The organism is Microbacterium murale (genome assembly GCF_030815955.1).
GTDB lineage: Bacteria > Actinomycetota > Actinomycetes > Actinomycetales > Microbacteriaceae > Microbacterium > Microbacterium murale_A.
On sequence record NZ_JAUSXK010000001.1, the window covers coordinates 1,552,221 to 1,567,392 of the forward strand.

Below are 15,172 nucleotides of genomic sequence, written 5' to 3' on the forward strand. Positions count from 1 at the left end.
GAGTCATGCCGAGGCGCAGTCGTTCACAACTCCTCAAGGATCGGTCAGATCGACCAGGATCCGGCCAGTTCCGCGTCGACGGCGACCGCGCTTGAGGAGTTGCGAGCGCCCAGCGAGGCGAACGCCTGCGCGAGATCGGAGATCAGGTCACCGGCGTTCTCCAACCCGATCGACAGCCGCAGCACGTCGGCGTCAGGGCGCGCGTCGGCAGGCACCGGACGATGTGTGAGCGCGGCCGGATGCTGGATGAGCGAATCCACGCCCCCGAGCGACACCGCATGGGTGAACAGCGACACCGACGACGCGACGGCACTCGCCGCGGCGTACCCGCCGCCCATCCGCATCGCGATCATGGCCCCGGTGCCACGCATCTGACGCTCGAGGATTCCTCGTGGATCACCGTCGAGTCCGGGGAAGAACACCTCGTCGACCTCTGGCTGGTCGATCAGCCACTGCACCACCTGCCGCGCGTTCTCCTGCTGCTGGCGCATGCGCACCGGCAACGTCGTGAGTCCGCGGTGCAGCAGATACGCGCCGAGCGGATGCAGCAGGCCACCGGTCACGGCGCGAACACGTCGTAGCGCCTCGGCAGTCTCCTCGCTGCATGCCACGACGCCGGCGATCACGTCGCCATGCCCACCGAGGTACTTCGTCGCGCTGTGCAGCGACATCGCAGCGCCGTGGTCGAGCGGATTCTGCAGCACCGGCGTCGCGAACGTGTTGTCGACCACGACCGGAACAGAGCCGGCCGCGGCGACGATCTCGGCGATGTCGACGAGCTCGAGCGTCGGGTTCGCCGGGGTCTCCACGACGACGAGCCCGGTGTCAGGGCGCATCGCCGACCGCACCCCCGATGGGTGGCAGTAGGTGGTCTCGACACCGAGCAGGCCTGAGCCGAGCAGGTGATCGGTGCCGCCGTACAGTGGCCGCACCCCCACGACGTGGCGCAGTCCGGTGGATGCCGTCTGCGCGAGGATCACCGCTGTCATCGCGGCCATGCCGGACGAGAACGCGACAGCGGCCTCTGCATGCTCCATCTCGGCGAGAGCATCCTCGAAGCGCGCGACGGTCGGATTCCACAGACGCGCGTAGACCATGCTGCCGTCGGCAGGCGGGCGGCCGCCGGTCGCCATCGCCTCGTACGACTCGCCGCCCCGCTCGATATCGGGGAGCGGATTGGTCGTTGACAGATCGATCGGCAGGGCGTGGACGCCGAGCTCGGTGAGATCGGCTCTGCCGCTGTGGACGGCGACGGTATCGGGATGCAGTGCGGCGCTCATGCTTCCACGTTGCCGGAATCCCAATCAGAATGGGAGGATTCGACAGTATCCGCAGTAGATGCAGCATGATCCGAATTCTTCAGCAACCAGAACCGGCGCAGAGGGGAAGACGTTGGCCAAAGCACAACTCGACGAAGTCGACCTTGAGATCCTTGCGGCGCTCAGCGCTCGCGCCGACCTCACGAACAAGGCTCTCGCTCAGCGACTAGGGCTCGCCGAGTCCACCTGCGCGCATCGGGTGCGCGGCCTGCGCGACCGCGGCATCATCCGCGACACCCGCGTCCGCCTGGATGCCGCCGCACTCGGCTACCCGCTCGAGGCCATCATCAAGGTGCGCCTGGCCAACCACACCGGGGAGAAGGTGAACGCACTGTTCGACGCGCTCGTCGCGACACCGTGCGTGCTGCAGGTGTTCCATGTCGCCGGCGTCGACGACTTCCTCGTGCATGTCGCCGTTCAGGATGCCGCCGCACTCCGCGACATCGTCCTCGAGCACATCACAGTGCACCCCGTCGTGCGCGGCACCGAGACTCAGCTGGTCTTCGAGCTGCGCGGCGGGCGCGGCGTACTCGCCGAGCCGACCAAGTAGCGCGAAGGGCTTCACCCCGGCCGAGATGGAGCGCTCTGCGCGATTCGAACGGAATCGGCTCAGCGCCTGAGCAGCTTCTTCCATCGGCGCTGCGTGATGATCGGCACTGACGCCGTCACCACGGCATCCACGTTCAGCGAGCTGTTGTCCGGCCCGACGATGGCGATCGGCGTGGTGAGAGTCAGCTCGTCCGGGTCGATCGGCATGCGCGCCAGCGCACGGTGCGCACGCATGTACGCGGGGATCAGGATCACGACCGCGCCGATCCAGGCGAGCGGGTTGCTCGCCGCGACACCGCCGAAGCCGAACACAGCTCCGAGCGCGACCGCCGCCCCCACTCTCATGACCAGCTCGACTATGCCGGTGACCGTGGGGATCAGCGCCTGGCCGAGTCCCTGCAGTGCACCGCGCAGCACGAACAGCACTCCCAGCAGCGTGTAGGTGGCACCGTTGATGACGAGCATGAGATGGGCGAGCTCGACGACCTCGTCCGACCCGTCGCCGACGAACAGTCGCACGAGGTGGGTTCCGAATGCGATCAGCACCGCGCCCAGCACGAGCGACGCGATGAGCGCCATCCATGTGGCCTGCTTGACCCCGGCGCGGATGCGATCGGGGCGGCGCCCGCCGAAGTTCTGCGCCACGTACATCGAGACAGCGAGTCCGAGCGATGCCAGCAGCGCGGTAGCGAGGCTGTCGACGCGGGATGCCGTGGTGTACGCCGCGACCGCGTCGGCGCCCAGCATGTTCAGCGCCACCTGCACCACCAGTGTGCCGATCGCGATGATCGACGCCTGGAATCCCATCGGCAGTCCGAGGCGCAGGTGCTCGGCGAGGTCGCCGCGGGTGATCCGCCAGTCGGCGCGGTGCACGTGCAGCGCCGGCATCCGCCGCCTGACGAACGCGAGGCACAGCAGCACCGAGATCGCCTGTGCGACGACCGTTGCGAGAGCAGCTCCTGCGACGCCCCAGCCCACGGGCCCGACCAGCACGATGACGAGCACGACGTTCAGGGCGCACGCGATCGTGAGGAAGACCAGGGGCGTCTTGGAGTCGCCGATGGCACGGATGATCGCGGAGAAGTAGTTGAAGAACATCGTCGCGCCCCCGCCGAGGAAGCTGATCTGTGTGAACAGCACCGCCTCCGTGAGCAGCTCGGGCGGCGTCTGCATCAGCAGCAGCACGGGTTCTGCGAGCAGAGGCCCCGCGATCGTGATGATCACGCTGGCGATCGCGGCGAGCACGGTTCCGGTGGCGACCGAGCGCCGCACCGCACCGTGATCGCGGGCGCCGAACGCCTGGGCCGTCGGGATCGCGAAACCGCTCGTCATTCCCCACGCGAACCCGAGCAGCAGGAACAGCAGGCTTCCGGTCGCGCCGACGGCGGCGAGCGAGTTCACTCCGAGCTCACGGCCGACGACGATCGTGTCGACGACCTGATAGAGCTGCTGCACGACGTTGCCGATGAGCAGCGGAACGGAGAACGACAGGATGACGCGCCAGGGGCGGCCCGTGGTGAGGGAGGTGGCCATGCGGAGAAGAACTTCCGGAACGCGGGGAGGACGGGGATCGGATGCCGAGAGCCGGCGAAGCGTCCAGTTTATCGAATCGATTCGGCAAGGGAAGACCCCGCACCGGATTCGTGATCGACGGTGCAGGATGGATGGATGAGCCGCACCGCCACCGCCGCCACCATCGCGATCCGAGAGATGCGCGCGCACCTCTTCACCCACGCCACCGATTACGACACTGCCGTCGAAGGATTCCGCTGGCCGCAGCTCGACGAATTCAACTTCGCTCTGGAATGGTTCGACGTCGTCGCGACCGCCGACCCGGATCGCCCCGCAGTGCAGATCGTCTCCGCGGACCTGAGCCTTGCGAGCTGGAGCTACGGCGAACTCTCCACCCGTTCCGACCAAGTGGCGAACTGGCTGCGGTCACTCGGCATCGGCCGCAGCGACCATCTGATCGTGATGCTGAACAACACGATCGAACTGTGGGAGGTCATGCTCGCCATCACGAAGATCGGCGCGGTGGCTGTTCCGACATCGACGCTGCTCTCGGCATCCGATCTCGCCTACCGCGTCGAGCACAGTCACGCCCGCGCGGTCGTCACGCTCGGCGCGCTGCACGAACGCCTCAGCGAGATCGACGAGAGCGTCCAGCGGATCGGCATCGGCGACCTCCCTCAGGGCTGGCACGATTTCGCCGATTCGGCGAGCGCGCAGGCAGAATTCGAACCCGACGGCCCGACTCCCGCCGGCGACACCAGCCTGCTGTATTTCACGTCCGGCACGACGAGCCGGCCGAAGCTCGTGCAGCACACGCACGTCTCGTATCCGGTCGGGCATCTGTCGACGATGTGGTGGCTGGGCGTGCAGCCAGGAGACGTGCATCTGAACATCTCCTCCCCCGGGTGGGCGAAGCACGCCTGGTCGAGCTTCTATTCACCGTTCCTCGCCGAGGCGACCGTGTTCGTCTACAACTACGATCGCTTCGATGCGAACACGCTCATGCAGGTCATGGACACGCATCACGTCTCGACGTTCTGCGCCCCGCCGACCGTGTGGCGCATGCTCATCCAGGCCGACCTCTCGCGTCTTGCGCACCCGCCGCGCGAGCTCGTCGGCGCAGGCGAGCCCCTCAATCCCGAGGTGATCAGCCGGGTGAGGGACGCCTGGGGCGGGACGATCCGCGACGGATTCGGCCAGACCGAGATGACGGCGTGCGTGGGCAACTCCCCCGGCCAGATCGTGAAGGACGGCTCGATGGGCAGGCCGCTCCCCGGCTACCCGGTCGTGCTGCTGGATCCTGCGACCGGCGAGGTGACCGACGGCGAAGGAGAGATCGCGCTGGACCTGGCGCAATCGCCGCTCGGCCTGATGGCCGGGTACTACGAGGATCCGGAGAAGACCGCCGAATCACGCCTGGGCGGCTTCCACCACACCGGCGACATCGCCTCGCGTGACCAGGGCGGCTATCTCACGTATGTCGGTCGAGCAGACGACGTGTTCAAGGCGTCGGACTACAAGATCTCGCCGTTCGAGCTCGAGTCGGTGCTACTGGAGCACGACTTGGTGGTCGAGGCTGCGGTGATTCCGAGCCCTGACCCCACTCGGCTTTCGGTGCCGAAGGCGTATGTCTGCCTGCGAGCGGATGCTCCGGCCGAGGCCGATGCGGCACGGGCGATCTACGGCTTCGCGCGCGAACGCCTGTCTGCACACCTGTGGGTGCGGATCATCGAGTTCGTGCCCGAGTTGCCCAAGACGATCTCCGGCAAGATCCGCCGGGTCGAGCTGCGGGCACGCGAGGCCGAGCGCGTCGCGGGCGGAGATGTCGCAGGCCAGCACCTGGACCGCGACTACCGCTGAACGAGGACGGTGCCCAGGTTCGCGCCGCTGAGCCCTTCGGCACGGCGCGGGCGAGCAGTCGCCACAGGAGCTGTCTCGGCGCGTTCGGGGCGAGACGGGCGAGACGGACGCCGACTCAGCATTGCTCGCACGAGGGCTCCGAGCACGAGCGCCACGACCAGCGCTCCGCCTGCGACGGCGGTCGGCATCCACTGGCCCGAGAAGCCGGCAGCGATGCTGAGCATCATGCCGACGATCCAGACAGCTGTCGCTCCGCCGCTCAGGCCCACCGCTCCGCGTGCCAGGGCGACCCCTGCCACGATCGCGCAGATCACTGCGATTCCTGCTCCAGTGAGTCCGACAGGCAGGAAGAACGCTGCCAGCTCACGTAACGCACTCATTGACGACATATCGTCCAAACCCCCCGGTTCAGCCTCCGTGTATCCAAAGATACGGAGCTTCCGCGGCGTCCGCATCCATCTCAAGGATGATGTTACTCAATCGGTCATCTGGCGTCACCCGGTCGTTCGGTTTCAGGGCTGCAGCCCCGCGATCGCCGGCGAGAATCCGAGGCGCTTGTTCGCGCAGCATCCGGGTCGGCAGACATCGAACCATGGGCCCAGCGTCGTCGCGTTCGCACGCTGTCCGACGGGGCGTCCCGAGATCCTTTCCCGCACCAGATCGACGAGCGCGCCGACGAACGCCGGATGCGTTCCCGGTGTCGGCGTTCGAAGGCTCCACAGGCCCAGGCGGCCCGCCGTCTCGGTCGCCTCGGTGTCGAGATCCCAGATGACCTCCATGTGATCGCTCACGAACCCGAGGGGGACGATCAGCACGGCGCTGCGCTGCTCGAGCGACTCGAGTGCGTCGTTGATGTCGGGCTCGAGCCAGGGCTGCGAAGGAGGGCCGGACCGCGACTGGTAGACCAGCTGCCACGACACCCCTGGTGCCGCTGCAGCCATGACCTCCTCCGCGACGGCGAGGTGCTGTGCCGCGTACCCTCCGCCGTCGACGTCGGTGAACAGGCCGGCCCCGGACAGCTCGGCGTCCTGAGTGGGGATGCTGTGCGTGGAGAACAGCACCTCGACGCTCGACGCGTCATGCCCGGCCTGTGCCGCTGCCGCGATCCCGTCCCGCACGCCTTCGATGAAGGGCTGGATGAAGCCGGGGTGGGAGAAGAACTGCCGCACCTTGTCGATCTGGATGATCCCCTGCGTGCCGCTCGCCTCGAGAGCGTCGGCCCAGTCCTCGCGGTACTGCCGGCACGACGAGTACGACGAGTACGCGCTGGTCGGGATCGCGATCATGCGACGGATGCCGTCGTTCGCCGCGCTCTCGAGCGCCTCGTCGAGGTAGGGCGCCCAGTTGCGGTTGCCCCAGTAGACCGGCAGGTCCAGCCCGGCTTCCGCGAGGGCCGACTTCAACGCCTGGCGAAGGAGGCGGTTCTGGTCGTTGATCGGGCTCACTCCGCCGAACCGACGGTAGTGGTGGGCGACCTCTTCCAGGCGCTCGTCCGGGATGCCTCGACCCCGCGTCACGTTGCGGAGGAAGGGCAGCACGTCGTCCTGTCCTTCCGGACCGCCGAAACCCGACAGCAGAATGGCGTCGTAGGCGACGGGCTCGATGACGTGCTCGGGCCCGGGCTGCGCCGCCGGTGAGGCGGAGGGCACCTTCGCGCCCTGCTCGAAGTGCACACCTGATGCCTTCGGAGGCTTGATCTCGCGACGGCCGGATGCTGCGGACTCACCCGCCCCGGCGGAAGCGTCGTACTGCTGCTCTGATTCAGTGCTCATATTCCTGCCTCCTGTTGACCTGTGCTGCTGCGACCGGGGGCTGGCGTCACGACCCTCTCCCACTCGGCGATCGGACCGCTGACGACCGTGAAGCTCGGATGAGGCTCGGGGATCTGCACCTCACGCCACCGCTCCCACACCGACGGACTGCGGCGCTCGAGCTTCGCCAGAAGGTGCGCCCACTCGTAGGCGAGCTGGCCGTCGTTCACGGGCAGCGTCCGTCCGTGCCCCGCCACCCGGATCTTGTCGCGGGCGAAGCGATACCCCCGCGCGTCCGCTTCATCGACGATGGCGCTGAGATAGTCGCCGATCGTCGCGCGGGGCTCGACCGTCGCCTGGAACCGTCTCAGCTGCGGGTGCCGGGAATAACCTCTGCCCGGTTCGGAGATCACCGCCTGGGCGAGCAGCCCCTCGCGCCAGCACGCCGTGAGCGCCTGACGATCGAAGTACTTCGGGTGCACCGACCAGAGCCTCATCGCTTCTCCGCCGTCGCACGCTCGGCTTCGCGCAGGATGCTCGCGGCCATTCCGTTGAAGATCACGCCGTGGAAGGGAAGGAGCATCGACCAGTACAGCCGGCCCGTCAGTCCCTTCGGGAAGTACACGGCCCGCTGGCGGTAGAGACTCCCGCCGTCGGCCGGCTCGACGCCGAGTTCGAGCCACCCGCGCCCCGGCATCCGCATCTCCGCTCGCAGGCGAAGCGTGTGCCCGTGATCGACCGCCTCCACACGCCAGACATCGACCACGTCACCGGTGTGCAATCTCGTCGGATGCCGGCGGCCCCGCCGCATCCCGACACCGCCGACGAGGCGATCGATCCAGCCCCGCGCAGCCCACGCCAGGGGGAAGGAGTACCAGCCCCTCTCGCCGCCGATCGACTCGATCACGTCCCAGACCGCGGCAGTCGAGGCAACCGTGCGGCGTTCGCGCAGGTCGGTGAAGACCGTGTGCCCTGCCCAATCGGGGTCGCTCGGCAGCGGATCGCTCGGCGCACCCGGCACCGTGGCGCTCTGCCAGCTCGTCTCGACTTCGCCCTCTTCTTCGCGCTTGAGCGCGAGCCGCACGGCGACCCGATACGGGAGAAGCCCACCATCAGGAGGTTCGATGTAGTCGTCGATATCGTGCTCGCTCATGACGCAGTCGTTCTGCAACGACGCGATGATCGGCACTGCGATCGATCGCGGAACGGGACTCACCAGGCTCACCCACTGCGAGGCGAGCCACGGCGTGAGCACGGGAAGCGCGGCGATCCCGCGCTGTGGAAGCCCGGCCTCGACCGCGTACCCGTTCATCATCTGGCCGTACCGGAGGATGTCTGGTCCACCGATGTCGAACGTGCGATTGAGTCCGTCCGGCAGCGACACGGCGCGCACCAGGTAGCGCAGCACGTCGCGGATGGCGATGGGCTGCACATGATTGCGCACCCAGCGGGGCGCCGGCATGTACGGCAGCACCTCGGTGAGGTGGCGGATCATCTCGAAGGACGCCGACCCGGAGCCGATCACGATGCCGGCCTGGAACACGATCGCGGGCACTTCGCCGTCGAGGAAGGTCTGACCGACCGCCGCCCTGGATGAGAGGTGCTTCGATAGGTCCGCGCCGGCGGGGTGCAGTCCGCCGAGATACACGATTCTGCTCACCTGCGCGGCGGCGGCGACTTCCGCGAATTGCTCGGCATCGCGCTTCTCGGCATCCACGAAATCCCGACCGGCGCTCATCGAGTGCACCAGATAGAACGCGACGTCCACTCCGTTCATCGCGCGGCGGGTGGCGATGGCATCCGAGAAGTCGCCCTTGAACACCGTGACCTGCTGCCGCCACGGCACGTCGCGCAGCTTCCACGGCGAGCGCACGTACACGCTCACCTCATGACCGGCCGCCAGGAGCTGGGGAACGAGGCGACCGCCGATGTAGCCGGTCGCGCCGGTGACGAGCACTCGAGTCATGCGAACAGTCCTCTCGACGTGCAGAGAATGAGCAGCAGGGTGATCGCGAACCCCACGGCGTAGTTGATGAAGAGGAAGCGGCGCCAGGCGCGGTTGACGTCGCCGGAGTGCACGTCGTCCACGCGCAGATACGGCGCCGCGCTGATCAGATACGGCAGTACGGCGAGCGCAGCGAGGTTCGCAGGCCATGGCGCGAGGAGCATGAGGAAACCGGCGAGGGCCCACAGCAGAACCGCGAACCGCACGGTCCTCGACGCGCCGAGCACGGTTGCGATCGATCCGATGCCGGCCTCACGATCCGGCACGATGTCCTGCACGGCGCCGAACGCGTGGCTCGCCATCCCCCAGCAGAAGAACGAGGCCATCGTCACGACGAGCGGCATGGTGACGTCTGTGCCGGCGAGTGCCATCGCGTAGAGGGCGGGCGTGACGAAGTGCGTGCTGGAGGTGACCGAGTCGAGGAAGGGGATCTCCTTGAACCGCAGGCCGCGAACGGAATACGCGACAACGGCGAACAGGCTCACCGCGAGCACCGCCCACGACATCGGCCGGTGCGCGCCGAGGATCAGGAGTGTGATCACGAAGGGTGCGGCGAGGAGCCCGGAGGCGAGGAGGGTGATGCGATGCAGTCGCGGCGGCAGCTTGGCCCCCTCTGCTCCGCCCTTCCGCGGATTGGCGAGGTCGGACTCGTAGTCGAATACGTCGTTGATGCCGTACATGGCCAGGTTGTACGGCACGAGGAAGAACAGGGTGCCAACCACCAGCGCGACATCGATGCGCCCGGTCGTGAGCAGATACACAGCAGCGAACGGATACGCCGTGTTGATCCAGCTCAGCGGGCGGGAGGCGATGAGCAGCGTGCGACTCGTCGCGAGGACCTCAGGCATCGCGGCCCTCCTCTCGGGGCCCTGTGACGCCGAGCATCTGCCATAACCCGCTGAGCAGCAGGGCGCCGGCGATCGGGTACATCAGGTCCTCGATCGGTATGAGGCCGAGGCGTATGCCCGAGATGTGTTCGACGCCGTAATCGAAGAATCCGGCTGCCATCATCACGTTGTCGAAGATGACGGTGAGGACGACGAGGGATGCTGTGGCCACCGCCCAGGAGGACAGATACGGTCCGAGCGCACGGTGACGACGCGCATGCAGAGCACCGAGGCCGAACACGATGAGGGCGATCGCGATGAACGGGAGCGACATCAGCAAGTACGTCATCGGGTGCTCCGCTTCGCTCGCCAGCGCCGCCAGCCGCTGAGCAGCACCAGCGTGAGGTAGCCGAGGAAGACGAGGAAGAGCAGTTCCTCGAGCGGGAACTGCGGTGCGAGCAGGATTCCGGTGGCCCAGCGCGAGTCGACGTGACGGAACACGCCGAGGCTGATCCCGACCGCATCCCAGGCGATGAAGAACACCACGCCGATGAGCAGTACCCCGGCGGCGATCGCCGGTGTCCGCCTGAAGACCAGCGTGAAACGCAGATCGAGCAGGACGAGACACGCGAGGCTGATCAGCAGCGCAGCCGCGTACACCAGGTTCACGGTTCCTCCAGCGGCCCGGGCGAGTGATCGCCCCTGACGTGCTTGAGCACGAGTTCCGCGCTGATGAGACACATGGGCAGGCCGACACCCGGAACCGAGGTCGCACCGGTGTAGAAGAGTCCGTCGATCCGCCGTGACCGCGTGACGCCGCGGAAGAACGCGCTCTGGGCGAGTGTGTGCGCCGGACCCAGCGCGCTGCCGCGGAAGGAGTTGAAGTCCGTGGCGAAATCGGCGGGCCCGAACGTGCGCTGCACGACGATGCGCGAGCTCAGCTCGGGGATGCCCGCCCAGGCGCCGATCTGCGCGATGGCCCGATCCGCCGCCAGGTTGACGAGTTCGTCACCGGCCCCATCGATGCCGCCGGCCCCGATCTTCGTGTCGGCGGGCAGCGGCACGAGTACGAACAGGTTCTCGCAGCCGGCGGGAGCCACGCCGTCGTCCGTCGCGCTCGGTGTGCACACGTACAGCGACGGCGCCTCGGGGATGCGGGTCGGCGACCCGAAGATCGCGTCGAAGTTGTCGTGCCAGTCGTTCGAGAAGAACAGCGTGTGGTGCCGGAGCTGCGGCAGCTCTCCGCGTACACCGAGCATGATGAGCACGGCGCTGGGCCCTGAGACCTGTGCGCCCCAGCGCTTCTCCGGGTACGACCGGTCGGCGGGCTCGAGAAGCACCGTCTCGGTGTGGTGCTCATCGACAGCCGAGACGACGATGTCGGCATAGAGCCGGTGCGCCTCGCCGTTGCGGGTGTACTCGACCGAACGCACCGCACCGCCTGCGCTGGAGATCGCCTTCACATCGCTGTCGGCGAGGAGTTCGACGCCGTTCTCACGCGCGATGTCGACGAGTGAGGCGACGAACGCGCGGAAGCCGCCTACGGGATACTTCACTCCGTCGACGAGGTCCATGTGGCTCATGAGGTGGTACAGCGCCGGAGCGGCGAACGGTGATGTGCCGAGGAAGACGGCCGGATACGCGAGGATCTGCCGCAGACGCAGATCCTGGAACCGCCGCGTGGCGAACGACCACAGCGACCTGGTCAGCAGCGGAAGCACCGCAGGCGCGGAAGCCAGTACGGCTCTCGAGGCGAAGTCGCGCCAGGACGAGAACGGGTTGTAGAGGAAGGAGCGCACCGCCGCGCGGTACGTCTTCGTCGCGGATGCGAGGTAGGTGCGAATCCGCACGCCTGCTCCGCGCTCCCGACTCTCGAAGAGCTCGGCGACGGCGCGATCCCCCGCCGGTACATCGATGGCCTCCTCCGGCTCTGCACCAGAAGGCTCGCCGTAGATGCGGTAGCCGGGCTGCAGCGGCACGAGCTCCAGCCGCTCCGCGGTGTTGGTCCCCATCATCCGGTAGAAGTGCTCGAACACCTCCGGCATGAGATACCACGACGGCCCGGTGTCGAACGTGAAGCCGTCTTTCTCCCATGCTCCGGCTCGCCCGCCGAAATCGCGGTTCTTCTCGAGCAGGGTCACGTCGTGCCCGTCTCGGGCGAGCAGGCATGCCGTGGCCAGGCCACTCACGCCGCCACCCACGACCACGACCCTCTTGCCGCTCACGGCCGCGCCTTCATCGCCAGCGCGCGCACCAGGATCCGTGCCTTGACAGGGTCGGGCACGCGAAGCCTGGAGGTCATCAGCGCAGACGCCGGTGCCGCATCGAGGCGGTCGGTGAGCTCGCCGAACATCGCCCTCGCGGCCCAGACCGCCGGTCGGCATGAAGGATCGAGGAGCGGGATGGCGGCATCCGCCACGCGGAGATCATCGCGGATGGATGCGACGGCTTCGGCCTTGGAGTCATCGGTGAGGGTCGGCGCGGGGCTCACCGGCGCCGCGGCCGGGAGGTAGGTGCGCCCGAGTTCATCGTGGTCGCCGGAGAAGTCGCGCAGGAAGTTGACCTTCTGGAATGCCGCCCCGAGGCGCCGAGCGCCCTCCTGAAGTCGTTCGCGCTCGCCGCTGCCGCGGTTGCTGCCATCCTCGAACACGGCCAGGCACATGAGGCCGACGACCTCGGCGGATCCGTGGATGTACTCGTCGAGCTGCGCTTCGTCGAACACGGCCGCATCGAGGTCTCTGCGCATCGAAGCGAAGAACGGTGCGCACAGCTCCATCCCGATCCCGTGCGCACGCGCCGTCGTGGCGAACGCGTGCACCACCAGGTTCGTGCTGAACCCCAGCCTCAGACCGCGCTCGGTCTCCGCCTCGAGGTCGTCCAGCATCGCCGCTCGGGTCTCGCGGTCGACCCCAGCGGCCTCGGCGGGCCCGTCGACCAGTTCGTCGGCGACGCGCACGAGCGCGTAGATGCGCGCGATGTGATCTCGCATCGATCCCGGGAGGAGACGACTCGCCCAGCCGAACGACGTCGAGTAGCGACGGATGACGACGCGCGCGCTGGCGTTCGCGGTCGCGGTGTAGAGGGAGAGATCGGTCGAGTTCATGAGGTGCGTGTACGGCAGGTCGAGACCAGGTCGACCAGCTGCTCGGCCATGGGTGCCGGCAGCTGCGACTCACGGATCAGTCGATGCACCTCGTCGCAGCGATCGGAGATGAGCGACTCGACGAACAGGAGCGCACCGGATTCCTCGATGACCCGACGAAGACTCTCGCCCTCCGACGCGCTCATCTCGTCGTCGCCGAAGTACGGTGCGACTGTTGCCCAGGCCGCGTCCGAACGCGCATAAGAGACAAGAAGAGTCTCCTTCCCCTCTCGCAGATCACTCGAGGTGGACTTGCCTGTCTCACGTTCGTCCCCGAAAACGCCGAGGACGTCGTCGCGAAGCTGGTAGATCACACCGATGCGGCGTGCGATCACCGCGAGCTCGGCCACGAGAACCGGCGGCGCACCGGCGAGAACCGCAGCGAGAGTGAGCGGCGCCTGGAACGAGTATGCGGCGGTCTTCTGATCGACCATGGCCAGCACGTCATCCGAAGTCGCGGATTCCAGATGCATGCTGAGCCACACGTCATGATGCTCACCCGCTGCGCTCTCGAAGACGGTCTCATCGAAGATCTCGAGCGCGGCCTGCCGTCGTCGCTCGTCCACGTCGAGCCTGGCGAGCACGGAATGCGCGAGCGTGAGCATGAGGTCGCCGGCCAGCAGAGAGGACGATTCTCCCCACGCGTGCGCCGCTCGCCTGGGTGCGCCGCGCAGCAGCGCCTCGGACGCGAATCGTCCCGTGATATTCATCTCGCCGCGGCGCACCAGGTCGCGGTCGATGACGTCGTCGTGGATCACGAGCGCGACGTGCAGCAATTCGATCGCGCAGGCAGCGTCGACAGCCGCGCGCTCATCGGTGCCGCCGAGCGCCGTGTGCGCATTCAGCAGCAGCCGCGGACGCACCTTCTTGCCGCCGAGCGCCATGCGTTCGAGGGCATCCCACAGCTGCGCGTACGGCGCGGAGAACGCCTGAGAGCGCCCCCTCCTGTGAGCGAGGATCTCCGTGAGCCTCGCGTCGAACACGGCGGTGACATCGACGCCGACGTCGGGATCACCCATGCTCGTCCACCCCGTCGACGTGGCGTTCGGCGTCGCCGGGAAGATGCGGCAGAACCTGCGGAAGGTGCTCGACGAGCCATGGGCTGAAGGCCCAGGGGGCGATGCCGGTCGCGAGCGCGAGCGCGGATGCCGTCGTCCACTGCGTCTCGGCGACCTCGTCCGGATTCGGCGACAGGGGGGACGCTGCCCTGGCGATGAAGACCGGGCAGTGCTCGTTCTCCTGGATGCCGGAGGCATCCCGTGCCACGTATCCGAACTTGGGAGCCACGCACTCGATCATGTCGACGGCGAGACCGAGCTCGAACGCGGCGCGGCGCCGGACGGCATCTTCCAGGCTCTCGTCGGGCGCGGGATGGCCGCAGAACGAGTTCGTCCACACTCCCGGCCACGTCTGCTTCGTGAGCGCTCGCCTGGTGACGAGGACACGACCATCGGCGTCGACCACATGGCACGAGAACGCCAGGTGCCGAGGCGTCGCGGATCCGTGTGCCGTGGCCTTGCTCTGCGCACCGATCGGGGTGCCCGCATCGTCGACCAGAACGACCATCTCCACCGCGCTCACCTCATTTCGTTAGCTAAGCGAGAGTTCAACTTATCATAGGAAATGTAAGCTGAGACAGTGCCAGATCCCAAGCGCGACGTCCCACAGGACGCCGGCATGCGCTACTTCTCCCGTGATTCAGACCTGGTCGACCGTTCGGATCTGACAGAGGCCGACATCGACCAGTGCGTCAGAGTCATGGAGGCGCTGCGCGGATGGCAGGAGGCAGCCCGCACTCTCTCCGAGGCCTCGAAGCGGTATATGAAACTCAACGAGAGCGACATGCGCGCGATCCGGATGATCATCAGGGCTCAGCAGCAGGATCGCGCCGTCACGCCGAAGGACATCGCCCGCGAGGTCGGAATCTCCAGCGCATCGACGACGAAGCTCGTCGATCGGCTCGTCGCCGGAGGACACCTCGTTCGCACGCAGCATCCGAGCGATCGCCGGACCGTGTGCATCGAGGTCACCGAGACCACGCGGATCTCCGCCCACGAGACCATCGGGCGCCAGCACGCACGTCGGTTCGCAGCCGCCGCAGCGATGCCGCCGGCTGATCGCGAGGCCGTGATCCGATTCCTGACGGCACTCAGCGAGGCCGACGAGCCTCAGGGCGAGCTCGCGTGAACCTCGGTGAAGTTCTCGGT

General features: G+C 67.5%; 16 protein-coding genes. 3 read left to right on the forward strand and 13 right to left on the reverse strand.

Features of this window, described 5'->3' with window-relative positions:
- Window positions 1-44: 44 nt before the first annotated feature.
- The gene (locus QFZ46_RS07620; RefSeq protein ID WP_307360024.1) at window positions 45-1,280 is read right to left on the reverse strand and encodes a trans-sulfuration enzyme family protein; all 1,236 of its coding nucleotides are present in this window, start codon (window positions 1,278-1,280) and stop codon (window positions 45-47) included.
- A 112-nt stretch (window positions 1,281-1,392) separates the two neighbouring features.
- On the opposite strand from QFZ46_RS07620, the gene QFZ46_RS07625 reads away from it, so the two are divergent.
- Window positions 1,393-1,869: an Lrp/AsnC family transcriptional regulator gene (locus tag QFZ46_RS07625; protein ID WP_307360026.1), complete on the forward strand. Its 477-nt coding sequence runs from the start codon at window positions 1,393-1,395 to the stop codon at window positions 1,867-1,869.
- A gap of 59 nt (window positions 1,870-1,928) precedes the next feature.
- Here QFZ46_RS07625 and QFZ46_RS07630 read toward each other — a convergent pair whose 3' ends face one another.
- Complete coding sequence (locus QFZ46_RS07630; RefSeq protein ID WP_307360028.1) at window positions 1,929-3,401, reverse strand: MATE family efflux transporter; 1,473 nt, start codon at window positions 3,399-3,401, stop codon at window positions 1,929-1,931.
- 135 nt (window positions 3,402-3,536) lie between these two features.
- On the opposite strand from QFZ46_RS07630, the gene QFZ46_RS07635 reads away from it, so the two are divergent.
- Window positions 3,537-5,240, forward strand: a complete 1,704-nt coding sequence (locus QFZ46_RS07635; RefSeq protein WP_307360030.1) for an AMP-binding protein — start codon at window positions 3,537-3,539, stop codon at window positions 5,238-5,240.
- Here the strand turns inward: QFZ46_RS07635 and QFZ46_RS07640 are convergent.
- The 11 genes from QFZ46_RS07640 to idi all read right to left on the reverse strand — a co-directional run bounded on the left by QFZ46_RS07640 (window position 5,231) and on the right by idi (window position 14,531).
- Window positions 5,231-5,620: a hypothetical protein gene (locus QFZ46_RS07640; protein WP_307360031.1), complete on the reverse strand. Its 390-nt coding sequence runs from the start codon at window positions 5,618-5,620 to the stop codon at window positions 5,231-5,233. The genes QFZ46_RS07635 and QFZ46_RS07640 overlap by 10 nt on opposite strands.
- 132 nt (window positions 5,621-5,752) lie before the next feature.
- Complete coding sequence (locus QFZ46_RS07645) at window positions 5,753-7,012, reverse strand: ferrochelatase (protein ID WP_307360033.1); 1,260 nt, start codon at window positions 7,010-7,012, stop codon at window positions 5,753-5,755.
- The gene (locus QFZ46_RS07650; protein WP_307360036.1) at window positions 7,009-7,488 is read right to left on the reverse strand and encodes a pyrimidine dimer DNA glycosylase/endonuclease V; all 480 of its coding nucleotides are present in this window, start codon (window positions 7,486-7,488) and stop codon (window positions 7,009-7,011) included. Before QFZ46_RS07650 ends, QFZ46_RS07645 begins: the two co-directional genes overlap by 4 nt.
- Window positions 7,485-8,957, reverse strand: a complete 1,473-nt coding sequence (locus tag QFZ46_RS07655) for an SDR family oxidoreductase (RefSeq protein WP_307360039.1) — start codon at window positions 8,955-8,957, stop codon at window positions 7,485-7,487. The genes QFZ46_RS07650 and QFZ46_RS07655 overlap by 4 nt, the downstream gene beginning before the upstream one ends.
- Window positions 8,954-9,844 (reverse strand): prenyltransferase, encoded by an 891-nt coding sequence (locus QFZ46_RS07660; protein WP_307360041.1) that lies wholly within the window; start codon window positions 9,842-9,844, stop codon window positions 8,954-8,956. Before QFZ46_RS07660 ends, QFZ46_RS07655 begins: the two co-directional genes overlap by 4 nt.
- A complete protein-coding gene (locus QFZ46_RS07665) occupies window positions 9,837-10,172 on the reverse strand; it encodes a lycopene cyclase domain-containing protein (protein WP_307360043.1) in 336 nt (111 codons plus the stop codon). Before QFZ46_RS07665 ends, QFZ46_RS07660 begins: the two co-directional genes overlap by 8 nt.
- Window positions 10,169-10,492, reverse strand: a complete 324-nt coding sequence (locus QFZ46_RS07670; protein WP_307360046.1) for a lycopene cyclase domain-containing protein — start codon at window positions 10,490-10,492, stop codon at window positions 10,169-10,171. Before QFZ46_RS07670 ends, QFZ46_RS07665 begins: the two co-directional genes overlap by 4 nt.
- Window positions 10,489-12,048, reverse strand: a complete 1,560-nt coding sequence (crtI, locus tag QFZ46_RS07675) for a phytoene desaturase family protein (RefSeq protein ID WP_307360048.1) — start codon at window positions 12,046-12,048, stop codon at window positions 10,489-10,491. Before crtI ends, QFZ46_RS07670 begins: the two co-directional genes overlap by 4 nt.
- Entirely contained in the window at window positions 12,045-12,926 is an 882-nt protein-coding gene (locus QFZ46_RS07680; protein ID WP_307360051.1) for a phytoene/squalene synthase family protein, read from the reverse strand. The genes crtI and QFZ46_RS07680 overlap by 4 nt, the downstream gene beginning before the upstream one ends.
- Window positions 12,923-13,984, reverse strand: coding sequence for a polyprenyl synthetase family protein (locus QFZ46_RS07685; RefSeq protein WP_307360053.1), 1,062 nt, complete (start codon window positions 13,982-13,984; stop codon window positions 12,923-12,925). Before QFZ46_RS07685 ends, QFZ46_RS07680 begins: the two co-directional genes overlap by 4 nt.
- Window positions 13,977-14,531, reverse strand: a complete 555-nt coding sequence (idi, locus tag QFZ46_RS07690; RefSeq protein WP_307364530.1) for an isopentenyl-diphosphate Delta-isomerase — start codon at window positions 14,529-14,531, stop codon at window positions 13,977-13,979. Before idi ends, QFZ46_RS07685 begins: the two co-directional genes overlap by 8 nt.
- A 72-nt stretch (window positions 14,532-14,603) precedes the next feature.
- Here idi and QFZ46_RS07695 point away from each other — a divergent pair, with 72 nt between their 5' ends.
- Window positions 14,604-15,152: a MarR family winged helix-turn-helix transcriptional regulator gene (locus tag QFZ46_RS07695; RefSeq protein ID WP_307360056.1), complete on the forward strand. Its 549-nt coding sequence runs from the start codon at window positions 14,604-14,606 to the stop codon at window positions 15,150-15,152.
- Window positions 15,153-15,172 lie beyond the last annotated feature (20 nt).

Coding starts and splice junctions, on each gene's coding strand:
- QFZ46_RS07685 (WP_307360053.1), bottom strand. CDS start 13,984: ATGGGTGATCCCGACGTCGGCGTCGATGTCACCGCCGTGTTCGACGCG.
- QFZ46_RS07640 (WP_307360031.1), bottom strand. CDS start 5,620: ATGAGTGCGTTACGTGAGCTGGCAGCGTTCTTCCTGCCTGTCGGACTC.
- QFZ46_RS07630 (WP_307360028.1), bottom strand. CDS start 3,401: ATGGCCACCTCCCTCACCACGGGCCGCCCCTGGCGCGTCATCCTGTCG.
- QFZ46_RS07650 (WP_307360036.1), bottom strand. CDS start 7,488: ATGAGGCTCTGGTCGGTGCACCCGAAGTACTTCGATCGTCAGGCGCTC.
- QFZ46_RS07635 (WP_307360030.1), top strand. CDS start 3,537: ATGAGCCGCACCGCCACCGCCGCCACCATCGCGATCCGAGAGATGCGC.
- QFZ46_RS07620 (WP_307360024.1), bottom strand. CDS start 1,280: ATGAGCGCCGCACTGCATCCCGATACCGTCGCCGTCCACAGCGGCAGA.
- QFZ46_RS07655 (WP_307360039.1), bottom strand. CDS start 8,957: ATGACTCGAGTGCTCGTCACCGGCGCGACCGGCTACATCGGCGGTCGC.
- QFZ46_RS07645 (WP_307360033.1), bottom strand. CDS start 7,012: ATGAGCACTGAATCAGAGCAGCAGTACGACGCTTCCGCCGGGGCGGGT.
- QFZ46_RS07665 (WP_307360043.1), bottom strand. CDS start 10,172: ATGACGTACTTGCTGATGTCGCTCCCGTTCATCGCGATCGCCCTCATC.
- idi (WP_307364530.1), bottom strand. CDS start 14,531: ATGGTCGTTCTGGTCGACGATGCGGGCACCCCGATCGGTGCGCAGAGC.
- QFZ46_RS07680 (WP_307360051.1), bottom strand. CDS start 12,926: ATGAACTCGACCGATCTCTCCCTCTACACCGCGACCGCGAACGCCAGC.
- QFZ46_RS07660 (WP_307360041.1), bottom strand. CDS start 9,844: ATGCCTGAGGTCCTCGCGACGAGTCGCACGCTGCTCATCGCCTCCCGC.